Source organism: Desulfoplanes sp. PS50, assembly GCF_053851535.1.
The window spans coordinates 101,615-114,659 of record NZ_JBSPZA010000001.1; the positions used below are offsets into that span (position 1 = coordinate 101,615).

General features: G+C 52.5%; 10 protein-coding genes and 1 tRNA gene. 2 read left to right on the forward strand and 9 right to left on the reverse strand.

Translation table 11 applies throughout. The features are described 5' to 3' along the window. Positions 1 to 67 precede the first annotated feature (67 nt). Positions 68 to 529, reverse strand: a complete 462-nt coding sequence (locus ACTVJH_RS00480; protein WP_455986358.1) for a chemotaxis protein CheX — start codon at positions 527 to 529, stop codon at positions 68 to 70. Between the two features lie 179 nt (positions 530 to 708). Continuing rightward, positions 709 to 2,034 (reverse strand): TolC family protein, encoded by a 1,326-nt coding sequence (locus ACTVJH_RS00485; protein ID WP_455986360.1) that lies wholly within the window; start codon positions 2,032 to 2,034, stop codon positions 709 to 711. Positions 2,035 to 2,687: 653 nt separating this feature from the next. On the opposite strand from ACTVJH_RS00485, the gene ACTVJH_RS00490 reads away from it, so the two are divergent. Beyond that, positions 2,688 to 2,764: transfer RNA gene (locus ACTVJH_RS00490), tRNA-Arg, on the forward strand. Between the two features lie 250 nt (positions 2,765 to 3,014). Here the strand turns inward: ACTVJH_RS00490 and ACTVJH_RS00495 are convergent. The 7 genes from ACTVJH_RS00495 to ACTVJH_RS00525 all read right to left on the reverse strand — a co-directional run bounded on the left by ACTVJH_RS00495 (position 3,015) and on the right by ACTVJH_RS00525 (position 11,137). Then, positions 3,015 to 3,194: a hypothetical protein gene (locus ACTVJH_RS00495; RefSeq protein WP_455986362.1), complete on the reverse strand. Its 180-nt coding sequence runs from the start codon at positions 3,192 to 3,194 to the stop codon at positions 3,015 to 3,017. Positions 3,195 to 3,234: 40 nt separating this feature from the next. Beyond that, on the reverse strand, positions 3,235 to 3,426 hold the full coding sequence (locus ACTVJH_RS00500) for a hypothetical protein (RefSeq protein WP_455986364.1): 192 nt from the start codon (positions 3,424 to 3,426) through the stop codon (positions 3,235 to 3,237). A gap of 126 nt (positions 3,427 to 3,552) precedes the next feature. Further along, positions 3,553 to 4,902 (reverse strand): DEAD/DEAH box helicase, encoded by a 1,350-nt coding sequence (locus ACTVJH_RS00505; RefSeq protein ID WP_455986366.1) that lies wholly within the window; start codon positions 4,900 to 4,902, stop codon positions 3,553 to 3,555. 162 nt (positions 4,903 to 5,064) lie between these two features. Then, positions 5,065 to 5,634, reverse strand: a complete 570-nt coding sequence (locus ACTVJH_RS00510) for a hypothetical protein (RefSeq protein WP_455986368.1) — start codon at positions 5,632 to 5,634, stop codon at positions 5,065 to 5,067. Positions 5,635 to 6,127: 493 nt separating this feature from the next. Next, positions 6,128 to 8,578 carry a DUF3987 domain-containing protein gene (locus tag ACTVJH_RS00515; RefSeq protein ID WP_455986370.1) on the reverse strand — a complete coding sequence of 817 codons (2,451 nt, stop codon included), beginning with the start codon at positions 8,576 to 8,578 and terminating at the stop codon, positions 6,128 to 6,130. 336 nt (positions 8,579 to 8,914) lie between these two features. Next, entirely contained in the window at positions 8,915 to 9,595 is a 681-nt protein-coding gene (locus ACTVJH_RS00520; RefSeq protein ID WP_455986372.1) for a hypothetical protein, read from the reverse strand. A 285-nt stretch (positions 9,596 to 9,880) separates the two neighbouring features. Continuing rightward, complete coding sequence (locus ACTVJH_RS00525) at positions 9,881 to 11,137, reverse strand: tyrosine-type recombinase/integrase (RefSeq protein ID WP_455986374.1); 1,257 nt, start codon at positions 11,135 to 11,137, stop codon at positions 9,881 to 9,883. An 813-nt stretch (positions 11,138 to 11,950) separates the two neighbouring features. Here ACTVJH_RS00525 and ACTVJH_RS00530 point away from each other — a divergent pair. Further along, positions 11,951 to 13,036, forward strand: a complete 1,086-nt coding sequence (locus ACTVJH_RS00530; RefSeq protein ID WP_455986376.1) for a DNA cytosine methyltransferase — start codon at positions 11,951 to 11,953, stop codon at positions 13,034 to 13,036. Positions 13,037 to 13,045: the final 9 nt, after the last annotated feature.

The following is a 13,045-nucleotide window of genomic DNA, read 5'->3' on the forward strand; positions in this document are numbered from 1 at the left end:
GCCAGAATGGCGAAATCACCTGTGAACCATGGCAACCGGCAGACCCCGAGAACGAGATCCGCTGCGATCACTCGAAACAGAATTCAACCGCGAAATTGCCGAACTCCGTTTCAAAGGGGATGGCAACGACTGCGGCCCTGGTCATATGGCTGATCACATGGTTGTCACCCATGATCACCGACGGCGTTGATCCCTGGAGCTTGAGTCCCATGTCGGCGAGTCCCAATCGGGCGTGTCCGGAGATCATGTTCGATATCTCCCCTACGGCATCCTGCACATCGCTTAATAGATCGTCCACATCGTCACCCAGCATGCGTTTGACAAGCTGGACCGCACATGTCTTGGAGAAGGAGATGGCAAAGGTGCCATTGCGGTCACCAGTGATTCCGATAATCGCGGAAACGTCTCCCTTGGCCACCTTTTCCTTTTTGACATACGGTCGGCCCGGCCTGGATTCCAGCATGGCCATGGTGGACAGGATATTCTGGGTGGCCTTGATGAAGGGCTTGGCAATTTCTATTTCAGTCATTGGTTCTCCGGACTCGAATTGTTGATGGGGATGCTTGTCGGCTGGTATGCAGCAGGCCTGTTTGTTCGGGATCGTGTCGATTTTTGCCGGGGATTCCCGGTATGTTTTAGGGTGTTCCGTCAAACATCATGTCGTGGCTTCACCGTTTTGTGACAGATCCCCGCAAAAAAATTTTCGACTCATTGGGGCATCAAATCGATATTCCTGACGCCCATGGCATGATACAGGGCGGCCAGTGCCTGTTGGTAGTCGGCCAGGGCCTGGGTTGTGTCGGCCTCGGCCCGGGTGACATTGGCCTGGGCATCGAGCACATCCGTGTTCGTGCCCACCTGGGCCTCGTATCTCGCCTTGGCCATCCGATAGCTCTCTTTGGCCGAAACCAGGGCCTTCTTGGTCACGTCGATCCGCTCGAGACTTTCTTTGAGCGTGTCATAGCTGGATTTGACCTGGAAGGAGATTTCGTTCTGCAGATTGCTATACTCCTCTTCAAGGGCCTTGATCCGTTCCTGGGCCTGTTTGAAGGAGTGGTAATTGGCACCGGATTCAAAAAAACGATAGGAAAGGGTCACCTGAGCGGTCCAATAATCATTGTCGCGTTCGGGGAGGTATGCATTCCCATAGGCATCAGGGGAATCGCCGTGGGAGTAATAATCGATGTCCGCACCGAGCTGGGGGTAAAAACCGCTGGAAACCACCTTGGCCTCTTTTTCGGCGATGGCAATGCTCTTGGAGGCGATTTCCATGTCTGGACGGTATGTGAGCGAGCTGTCCAGGCAGTGTTGCAGATCCTTTGTAAAGGGGATGAATTCCAGTCCCCCCACGTAGTCGACCTCCTGGGTGACTGAGATGTCGAGCAGGCTGTTCAGCCTGGAAATCTGGTTTCTCATCGCGATCCGGGCGGCCAAAAGCTGCTGCTCGGCATGGGCCACATCCACCTCGGCCTGAAGGACATCGAGTTTGGGGCGGATGCCGACCTCGTAAAAAGAAGTGATTACAGTGAGTTGAGACTCAAGACGGGTCAGAGAGTCCTGGGCGCTGCGGACGTTTTCCCGGGCCTGGAGAAGTGCCAGAAAATGGCGCTGAACAGTGAAAATAAAGGCCTGGGTGGCCTGTTCCAGACGGGCTGTGGCCACATCTTTTGTCAGCCGGGATTTTTCCAGGGTGCTCAAGAGCCTGAAACCGGTGAACAGGGGCTGGTGAAGGTTCAGGTTGAGGGACCAGTCGTCCTGAGCCAACCCTGCCGAAGGCGTATCGTGTTCCTGGCGAAGATAGCGGTAGTTGGCGCTCATGGAGGGGCCAAGTCCTCCTGCTGCCGCATCGATGCCGTATTCCGCCGCCCTGATCTCCTTGCGCAGTGCTTTGAGTTGCGGATTGTCCCGAAGTCCCTTGGCAATGCTCTCTTCCATGGTCAGTCGCAGGGGAGATTCCGCAGCCGGTGCACAGGTGGAACCCACAAACAGAACAAGCATGGCCAGAAAAAGGGAGCGTGCATGAAAAAATTGCATGAAATCTTCCTTGAGACAGGGGCTTGCATGGTTGGGCGAAAAACGAATTGAGAAGATGGTGCCACCATGGATGGCAACCTCAGAACTCTTCTTCTAATTCACACAAAAAATCAAGGCATGCGCCGGATTCGACCATGGCACGGCTGTCCGCATCCAACCGCCTGAAATAGCATGGCTGGTTTGTCATATTTTGGGCGGACTGCCTGGCTGAGCGAGTCGGCACCACCTATCAAGCTGTTGGCTTCTATCCTGTCGGGGGTTATTGCTTTTACCGGGCAATGCTTTGATGGTACGAGGCCGGCAAAAACGTGTCGGGCCGCTCGAAACGGAGGGCCGGCCATGAGAATATATATGGGTCCCGAGGGTTCAGCAGTCCGGCACGGAGAGGGCCAATAAACCAGGTGTGTACCGGCGCATGGCTGCATGCAGAAAAATATTGAAATTTGTCTCGATACGGACTAGAAATCGTTTTTGAAATTTTCAAATCTACATCTTCACTGGGGCGTATCCCTGTCAATTGGACTCACAGAAGGAGGACAACCATGCTGTACTCAGGACTTATTTTGCTCACAGGACTTTGTACCCTCGGCCTCATCCTCTGGGCCCTGAGCAACGAACACGGCCACGTCACCGAGGACTAGCCGTTTTCCCCTGCTTCCGTAGCTCAGCTGGATAGAGTGCCGGACTTCGAATCCGTGGGCCGCAGGTTCGAATCCTGCCGGGAGCACCAATAAATCAAGGACTTACAAAATTACTTTGTGAGTCCTTTTTCATTTTTGGCTATTTGGGGTTACCATAGGGTTACCTTTTGAGTTAGACCAAAAAAAGACCGCCCTTCGTGACTGGCACAAAAGGCGGTCTTGTGGGACGATCTTTTTTTATAGAAGGGAACTCTCGCGCACTTGTCCTGGGGCGTCCCTTGGATCAGGACCAAGAGGCGGTCTTTTAGGGTACTGCAAAACCCCGATCTCGCTGACCGGCTACGGAGTTTCCTGTTTGCCCGACTTCTTCCAGGTTTCGGCCAGTGATTCGGCCAGCATCAGGTCCATTTTCTCTTCCATCGACAAATCCGCTATGCAGATCGTGTCTGGATCGGGAAGGTTCCTCGCTAACTCGGCTATCCGTTCGTACTCCGCTATTTCTTGCGCCGTCATCTCCATTTTCTACCCCCGTGGTTTTTGCTTGTTCTAGGGAGAGCGTTTAGATTTCGTCAACCGTTCCATTCAAAACATCGGCCAGGGTTAGCTGCCCGTCGATCTTCCCAACAAGCTCGGTCTTCTTGGAAGGGGACCAGTTTTCAAGCCGTTGATAATACAGCTTGATTGCTTGCACATCTCCCTCGAGGGCTTTGTCAACCAACGTCCGGTCGATCTTCATAGAGTACCTGGCCATTCTCCCGCGCCGTGCTTCCAGTGCAGGTCCGGCTATCTTAAGATCAAACTCCGCTTTTCGGTATTCTTCTCTTTCGCTGTCATCCTTCCAACCTCCTGATTTTTCTTCTGAATTTCTTCCGACAATTTACGCCGCAATCTCTCGGTAAACCCGTTGCCGTGCCTTGAATGAAGCCAGCAACACAGGCTCCAATTCATCCACAAAATCAATAACCCGCGCCCGTTTCCCTGGTGAAGGTCGAAGCACCCTTCCCACGGTCTGAATCAATCGCCCGGACCACTTGATCGGACAGGCCAGCACCAGCGTTGCCAATCCCGGAGCATCGAATCCCTCACCGATCAAACTTGTGGTCGAAGCCAAGACCTTGACCTTGCCCCCTGTCAGGTCGGAAACAATCTGCGCCCGTTCCCGTTTAGGTGTTTTTCCTGTGAGCAGTCGGACATCCTGTCCCTGAGCCTCTACGAGCGATTTTAGACGTTCCAAGTGGTCGACCCTATCGCTCACAAGCAGAACAGTACCCGCGCCCCTCTGTGCCTCCTTCACAACGTCATGGACTATCAGTTCATTCCTGTGCTGATCCTCACACAATGCGGTGATAGCCTGGGCGTACTCATTGGCAATGTTCCCTGAATATTGAAACCCTGTCTTCCGAGTAATGATCTCTGGTCGGAGCACCTTACCGGAATCTCGTAGCCGGTCAGCATCCACAGAATGAACCAATGGACCGATCCCCCAGAACATGAGCGGTTCCAGCTTGTCGCGCCTTGCCGGTGTCGCGCTCAACCCCAGGACGAACATTGCATCAAACCTGCTCAAGCAATCCGTGAATGTCCGGCAGGGTGTCCGGTGGGACTCGTCACAAATCACATGCCCAAACCTCGGCGTCAGCTCGTCAAGGTGCTTCAGCACGGAGTTCACAACACCCACGGTCACGTCTCTGACATCGTACTTGCCACCTCCGGCCATCCCGGCCTTGATCCCAAGAAACTGTTCAATCCTGTCTGCCCATTGGTGCATCAATTCCAAGGAGGAAACCAAGACCATCGTCGGTTGCCTCCGCTCCGCAATCATGGCCAGTCCGAGAACGGTCTTGCCCATGCCCGTTGGTCCCGTGACAATGCCCGACCGGGTTTTGAGTGCATCGTCGACCGCTTCTTGTTGGTAATCTCTGAGCACTCCCTTGAATTGATATTCAACAGGATCGAGCAGCCGCCTATTGTCTGTGTAATGGGGCTGTACCCCCTGTTTTAAGGCCAGTCGGTGGAAGTCTAGACCAAAACCCCTTGGCAGGCACAAACGGCCTTCAGAATCAAAGCTATAGCACTCCAAGACCTCATCAATCCCACCTGTCCAGCGACCACACCGGACAGCCTCGTCAAACTTCGGGTTTCGGATTTCCAAGGAACGGGTGATCTCCCGCATCAAAGGCGTGGGGCATTTTTCAAGTCGGATGCAGCTGTCGAGGGTAACATTCATTTCCGCCCCCCGCGTTGACATCTGACGGTGAAATCTATACCTAAAGCCATTCCAATAAATAACGCATTTGACACACAGTAGAATATCGTCGAAGCCACGATGTCTCTCTCCTTGCCCCACACAGACCGCTCGCCAAAGCTCCGTGTGGGGCTTTTTTATTGGTTAGTCCGCTTCCCGGGCCTCTTCCTCGAGAATCTGTCCCGCAGGGTCCAGGCCGATAGTGTTCAACCATGCAAGGTGCTCTTCCGTGTAATGCAGTACCTTTGCAATTTGCGACATGTGCCTCACATTGTCTGAAACACTGCCCAGTATGAACATATTGTCCCTAAAAGCCGACATAGCAAGGTTTCTGTCGTTTTTCTTTGCAATCTCAAACCGCATAAATTCACCGACATGGTTTTCAACGAACGTGCGTAACCGATTATACTCAAGTCGACTATCGCGTAGCTTTTTGACTTCCCTAAAGTTTATATGATCCGATTGCCTGTTGTATTCGGATTCCATGACCTTGCACATCGACATTAAACTTTTTTGGATTACATCTTTGTTTGCAATGGATAAAATCTCATCAGTATTTCCTGCATCCCAAAGTTTTAGCAGATTGTCATGGTGCGTGAGTCTTGCTACTTCGTTACATTTTTCCTGGGCGAAATGAACAACGGCTTGGGCTTTTTGTCGTAACTCTTTACGCTGTTGCTGTCGCTCATTTTCTAGCTTTTCTTCATAAAGCATGTCAGATACCTCTTTTGTTTATGGCCTGCCCCGTACCGCATACAGGACAGGCCGCGTTTACTATGCTGTTTTCTGCTCGCTGTGTATAAAAAACGCTCTCGAATGTGCCGGTGGATGACATACAGCACACACCCGCGCACCTCCTGCATTGATCCAATAAGTAGTCCCCCCGCATGCCCGGCAATGGCCAGGTAGCCACCTGCGCTGATTCAGCGGCATTGTGCTCTCGTTCCTCCCACTTCCTTCTCTGGTGGCTATTGTGGCTATTGTGGCTATTTCCTTTTGTTTACAGGGGTTTACGTTGGCTACTCTTTGGCTACTGGTGGCTATTTTTTGGCTACTGCTGGGATTATTCGCCACGAATAGCCAGGAATCGCCTTTTTTCTGATCCTCCGGGAAGCCTTTTCCCGCCTTGCTTCCGCCGGTATCATTCGCCAAAATAGCCACTTTCGCCACGGTCTGGGGGCTCGCAGCCTGTTCTGTTCGCCACTCGTTAAGGAAGCTCATTAGCCACCCCCTGAATTGCGGGATTCAAAACGATCACGTTTCCCGGTTCTTCGCTGATCCATCCGTAAGATCGAAGGACTTCCAGTGCTGGTCTGCGCCTCTTCTTGGTTCGGGGTCGGGGTCCAAGCCTCAAAAGGTCCGCGCCTGTGATCCGCGTCAGCCCCTTTGCCATACGAGGCGCGAAGTATTGAAGCAGAGACGCAGCATCCCTTTCCTCCTGGGGGGTGTCGATCATGCCGAACACTCTTTGTGCCTCGCCAAGGAACCACGCCGCTATTTCGCATCCTCGGGCCATGTTTTCAGCCGATATGCTCGCCGTAGGTCCGTCCTCGAAGGCCTGAAAGGTTGCCGCCAGTCGGGCCGCGTTCTCTGCGCTCTTGGCTGCAAAATCTCGAACATCGAACAAGCTGGCCAGGGGTGAAAGCCGCCGCTCCACCGTGTCATGATACGCGGTCCAGATAGCTTTTGCTTGAGGCTCCATGGTGAGAGGTTCAGGGGCAAGCCGCCCGTCCTCGTCAAACCGAAGAGGCACGGTCAGAAGTTCTCTGATCCGCCTTTGAAACGCTTCTACCGACTTCATCTGCGAAGGTGGGTCTTGATAAAGCCGGGTTCCCATGGTGGATGCCGGGTTGCAAATCAAAAACCTGGCCAGCATCCCACAACCTCGGGCCAGGCCTCCCCGTTCATTGAGCAGGTCAGAAAAAACGGGTCCCTGCATCATCAGGTTGGCGGAAAACCTTACGTCCTCCACCCTAGACGACCGGGAGACCTTGCGGGTCATGTTCACCGGCTCCGCGCCCCACAACTTATTCAACAGGGCAAGAAATGACTGCAAATTGTCCTTGCTCATTCCATTGCCGCCCGTCACGGCGAGTGCTTCCGCTGACGATAGGCTTGCCCTTTTTGAATCTTGGTTCGCTAGCTGATCCGCCAATGCCGCAGGGTTTGAATCCTCGAAAAACATATCTCGGCTTTTGGGGATCTGGGGTTCCGTTTTTTTGTGGTCCGCCAGCTTCCGTTTCAAGGTCAGAACCACATCGTCTTTGCCGCTTTTTTTTGCCTGCCTGATCGCATCCAGAATTCCCGATCGTTCCGCTTTCCAGGCTTCGACATCGCTTTGGATTTTTTGCCGTAGTTCTTCGTCCTCCGCCCGCTGCCGTCGTTCCCATGCCCGAACCTCCCGAGAAAAAACGCTGTCCAATGCTGACTTGCGTTCCCCGGAATCTGCCAGGATCAAAAAGAAGAGGCTGCTGGGGCCGACCAAGAGTGAATCCCGCGCCACATCGACCAGGCCTTGTGTCACCACATTCACGGTGGCCAGTGCAGAACACGCGCACATCGAAAGGGGTTGCTGCCCGAAACTCTGGTATTCGGTCACTGCACCCCGGATAAGTGCAGGCAATGCCTCCACGGGGAAAGGTTCTTCCCGAGTCTCCCTGTCCCAAAACTTGATGGGTTCTCCTGTGGGGGGTTCTGTCCCTGGTTGCGCTTGCGGGGCCGTCCTGGGCTCCTGCTTCCCGGATTTCAGGCCGCTCTTGATTGTCCGGGCCGCTTCATCCCCCGACAAGCCGCAAGCCAAACCAGCCTTCTGTAGGGCTTCCAGGGCTTCCATTTCGGCAATCTCTTTGCCGCCCACAAGCTGACCAAGAGAGAAGGCCGCCGTGTTTAGTGTCGCGTTCCGAGACCCTTTAGCAGCTATGGCTATGCGCCCGACTTCCCGTTCTAGGGCAGACTGTGCGTAGGGTGTGGCATGGCCGGTGGGCTCTATGGGAGTTACTGTTTGCCGTGGGGCATCCTTGTGAATTGCCTTCCCAAGCCATTCTGGGGCCTGGGCCGGAGGAGCAGAGCGCGTCCATGCGTAACGATTGCCGGTTGCTGGATGGACAGACGGAGGCACAACAATATACCCACCATCCCCCCGCACATCGAGATCTCGCCCCAATGCTGACGTACTGTTTTTTACGGGGCCGGGCACAGTGAAGATGTATTGAGAGCCGCCCCCACCTGTTTGTTGGGCGAGGGTGTGAGGTAGGGAGCCGTTTTCCTCTTGCAAATCTGCCAATGATGCCGGGCCGTGAGGTAGGTCAACGTCTAGTGTCGCCACACCGTGGCCCATGGGAATAGCTATATTGTATTGAGGGTTCTGCCTCCACCATCTTTCTACCTGTTCCAAGTCGTTTGAGGCGTCCAAAAAACCATGTTTTGTTGCAGGTTTCTTTGTTTTTGGAAGACACGGAAAAACTGCAAAGCCTTTTTTGCAATAATGTTTTGCTGATTCGGCTAACGACATATCATTCAGCGTCTTCAACGAATGATACAGACAGTCATTTTGTTTGACATTTGCGGGGTTTTGCGGTATGGGTGCAGCAGAAATCGTCTGATGTCGATCTCTTGCCGTACCCCCGGTCCCGCTCTGGCCGGGGTTTTCTTTTGTCATAGAGTTAGCCCTCCACCAATTCAGTACGTTCTTGCATCCAGGAGACCAGCTCACCTGTGGGATATGCGATCGCCCTTCCCATGCGAATACGCCCTTTAGGCCCCTTCCCAAGGGAGTCGAGGTTCGCCATTGTCCTTGGATGCAATATCCCTCCGCTAAATTTAGCCACCTGTCTTCGGGCTACATACGGAGCCGACCAAGCACGAACCAACTCTGACATATCTATGTTCTGCATAAAAAAATCCTCCATCTGTGGTTGCAGATGAAGGATTTATACACGCACCGTCCCGCCATTTCACGGGAAGAACTTTTCTATTTTTGAGAAAAGATTTTCTGCTATTGCTTTAGGTAATTTTCGACATTCTTTCCTATGGGTGCGCTCCACCCAAGTATTCTGTGACAACGCTGTACCGCCTCAAAAAACACTCCTCGGTACTGCTCTGTGAGGCGATCATGCTTCACAGTGGGTTGCTCTCCAAACTGCTCCCGCCACACACAAGCCAACAACTGGACAAGATCGCGCTCGGGCTTCACTTGAAGATGCTTGGGATACTCGTTCAGCGTACCCACGGCTTCAGCGATAAGGCTTGACCAAAAAACAGTAGTCTCCCCCACGATGTCACAAAAAGACGGGTAGGATGCCGGACCTTCTGGAAGACGCAACCCACGAGGCTTCCGCTTCGGTGATACGCTGTCCATGCGGCTCATCTTCTTGTGCAAGGCACAATCCAGCGCATTTGTTGCTGTGATACAGGCCCTCGCATCGTCAACGGTCTTGGCTATCCTTTTAAGCTGCTGCTGTAGCTTGTATAGTCGCTCTTCGGCTTGACTGGGGCTTTCTCCCGTCCTCGCCCACCCGTGCGTATACGCAAATTCCGCAAGCAGTGCATAACTGATATTTGACGCTTTTTCGGACAATGGGCCGAACCGCTGCTCGATGGTAGCCGCCAGTTCCTTATGTAGCCGCTCTGAATCTGTAATGTTTTGAGATGGTTGGATTCGTACCGTCTTCTGCATATCCCCCCCCTGAGGAACCCCTGAAATGGATACCGGCCAGGGTGTTCAGGGAAACACCTTTTCAGCATGGATGATCAGTCCGTGCCTAGGCCGGGAAATTTTATGTCAGTCTTGATATTTTATCAGGCCTGTCATCTTTCAACCAGCTGTTTTTATTAAGAATAGCCAAAGTAGCCAAAAATAGCCATTTCCACCATCTCCCGGGGACCCACGGCTTACATGCCTTGCCGGGGTATTTGTAGCCAAAATAGCCACAATAGCCACTCCCTGGAATAGTGGCAGGGGCTACTCGTTGCCCGTCCTTTGTCCCGGCTCAAGGGTTATCAACTGACCGCTGACCATGGACTGTTCGAGGTCTTTTATCGCGTTTCGCATGGTGTTTGGAGCAAGGTGACTGTATCGTTCTGTCATGGCCAGTGTGGAATGACCCAGAAGCTCTTTTACTGTGAAAAGGTCGGTCCCGTTCTCCACCAGCCAGGAAGCGAATGTGTGTCTCAATGAATGGAAGCATACCTCCTGCCGCTTGTCCGAAACGCCTTTGTTGAATCCAAGATCCTGGACCGCCCGTCTAAAGCTCTTCGAGACTGCCACCCGCTTCTTGCCAGTCCGATCTGGAAAGATCAGCTCCCCGGGGCTTTGATCCCTGAATCTGCCTCTGAGCATGGCCAGAACGTCCTTGGTCATATAGGCAACACGGTTCTTGCCAGCCTTGGTGTCTCGCAGGGTTAGGAGCTCTCTTTCAAAGTCCAGGTCTGCCCACGTCAGGGAAAAGACTTCACCCGCCCGTAATCCGCACCGAAGAGACACAAGGGCTATGTCGTGAAGGTTCTTCGATCTCTTGGACAATTCGTGCATAAGGGTTTCCGCTTCTCTTCGGGTCAAGAAACGGAGTCTCCGGTTGTCCACTTTGGGCTTCTTCACACTGGTCACAGGGTTCTTGCCGTTCAAGATGCCTGTTGAAATGGCAAAATTGAACACCTGCCGTATGGTGGCAAGGCAATAGTGCGCCGTTCTCGGGCTTCTTCCCTTGCCAACAAAAGCCTTCTTGATCCGCTCAAGGTCAAGCTGTGAAACCTTGTTCAAGGGCTTCTCACCGATAACAGGGGCCACCCATAGCCTGTGAAAGGTTTCCTCGCGCTCCCATGATCTCTTCCCCTTGTCAGCCTGTGCGTGTGGAAAGTAGGTCTCTTCAAAAAACTGCCCATAAGTGAGAGAGTCCCTTTCTGCCTGCCGCTGTTCAGCTTCCTGCTCTTTGCGTGTCCGGTCGTTCTCTGCTCGCTCCTGTTCAAGGGTGAAGGGTCCCTTCTTCTCTCTTCGGTTCCTTTTTAGCCGGGCCAGGATGCCGGAGCATTCATCCGCATTTGTCCCTTCGGATTGTCTGCCCACGATCTCGCGCCTTGGCTTCCCCTCGAACTTGTAATATATGCTGTACAGAACATCATCCTTGACCGCCCCATTTTTTTGTGTGGTCAAGGGTTTCCAGTAAACGCCGGGGTTCGTCTTGATGCCCTTCCGGTTTGTGACGGGCTTCCAATCGCTCATTTTTTCACCTTCCCAAATCTGGGGTTACCCTGGGGTTACCTTTTTTGATTATTGCGGGTGTCGTTCTGTGAAAGTCAGTGAAAAATAAATAGTATCTCAAGCCTTGTCCGTCAAGGGTTTTAGCTACTTTAGGTAAGGTTAATGAAAGTAGCTGAAATTACTTAAAAAAGGACTTCGAATCCGTGGGCCGCAGGTTCGAATCCTGCCGGGAGCACCAATAAAATCAAGGGCTTGAGTGAAAACTCAAGCCCTTTTTTGGGTCCAAAAGCCTGTTTGGGACAAATTTGGGACAGTGAAACTCCAACTTTGGGATACTTTCTGAAAACCAGCACGGCGACAACTTCCCGGACACAGGGGGCTTCATGTCACGCCGTATCCTGTGATAGCGATAAAAAGACTGATGACTGCTTGTGTCATACGGGTCTCTGGAGTTATGGGCCTCCCCGAGTACTTCTATTCTATGGAATGGAAGACATTTTCCACAGTATACTCTTATCAAGCATGACATTTCTTTTCCTCATTTTTTAGGGCCCTCTACGTCGACAGGATTGAGGCACGGAACGATCGAGAAATTAACGAAGGGCGGTCGGGATGTTGAGGATGATGGAATAGGATGGTCGTTGCCGGTCAATCGAAGAGTCATGTAACGACATTGATGTCAATAGGGGCACAATACGTAAAGAAATCGACAAGATGAATATGCTGGCATCCTTCATGGGTCAATTCTGGAAATTCAAGAAGAAACATGTGGATCGTAGGATCCAATCGGTTCAGGTAATTTTTTGTGGCGGCGAAAGAGAGGTAGGTGCGAAGATGAATAATTCTCTTACCAGAGCCCCCTATCGTGGATATCCGATCAAGGCGGTCGATCTATTCTGCGGGGCTGGCGGCTTGACCAAGGGGTTGGAACTTGCAGGTATCGATGTCAAACTCGGTATCGACATCGATCCAGCTTGCGAGTTCCCTTACTCAGCCAACAACAAGGCCCGTTTTTTATTGAAATCCGTGGACGAAGTCCAAGCGAACGAGCTGAAACGAGCCTTCAAGGAACCAGGGCTGAAACTTCTTGCCGGATGCGCTCCCTGCCAGACCTTTTCCTCCTACAATCAAAAGGCTGATTCTTCGGACAAACGATGGTGGCTGTTGCGTCAGTTCGCCCGTTTGATAGAGGAAACGACTCCCGAACTCGTGACCATGGAAAACGTGCCCGGTCTCGTGGATCAAGATGTTTTTCAAGAATTTGTCGATAGTCTCGAAAATCTGGGGTATGAAACCGATTACCGGGTGGTCGACTGCGCCGAGTATGGACTGCCCCAGAAAAGAAATCGTTTGGTTCTGCTCGCATCTCGGATGGGGGAGATAGAGATTCTCTCACCAGAAGTTCTAAATCCCCCAAAAAAAACCGTTCGAGAAGCCATAGGCAATCTCCCTGCCTTGAAGGCTGGTGAAATATACCCAGACGACCCTCTCCATCAAAGTTCTTCCCTTTCCCCCCTCAATTTCAAGCGAATCCTCGCTTCACGTCCTGGCGGTACATGGAGGGACTGGCCCCGAGAACTCGTGACCAATTGCCACAAAAAAACAAGTGGCAAGACCTATCCCAGCGTTTACGGGCGGATGCGCTGGGACCAGCCTTCACCTACAGTTACCACGCAATTTTACGGATTCGGCAATGGCAGGTTTGGCCATCCCGAGCAGAATCGAGCACTCTCCCTTCGTGAGGGAGCTATTTTGCAAAGTTTTCCGGAAAAATACGAATTCGTCGCACCCGGAAAACCCATTTGCAAAAAAACGGTCGGGCGACTCATTGGCAATGCCGTCCCTGTGAAACTCGGCGAGGTCATTGGAATAAGCCTCGTGGCGCACGTACGGTATCTTCAACACCAAACACGACACTGAAGAACCCAT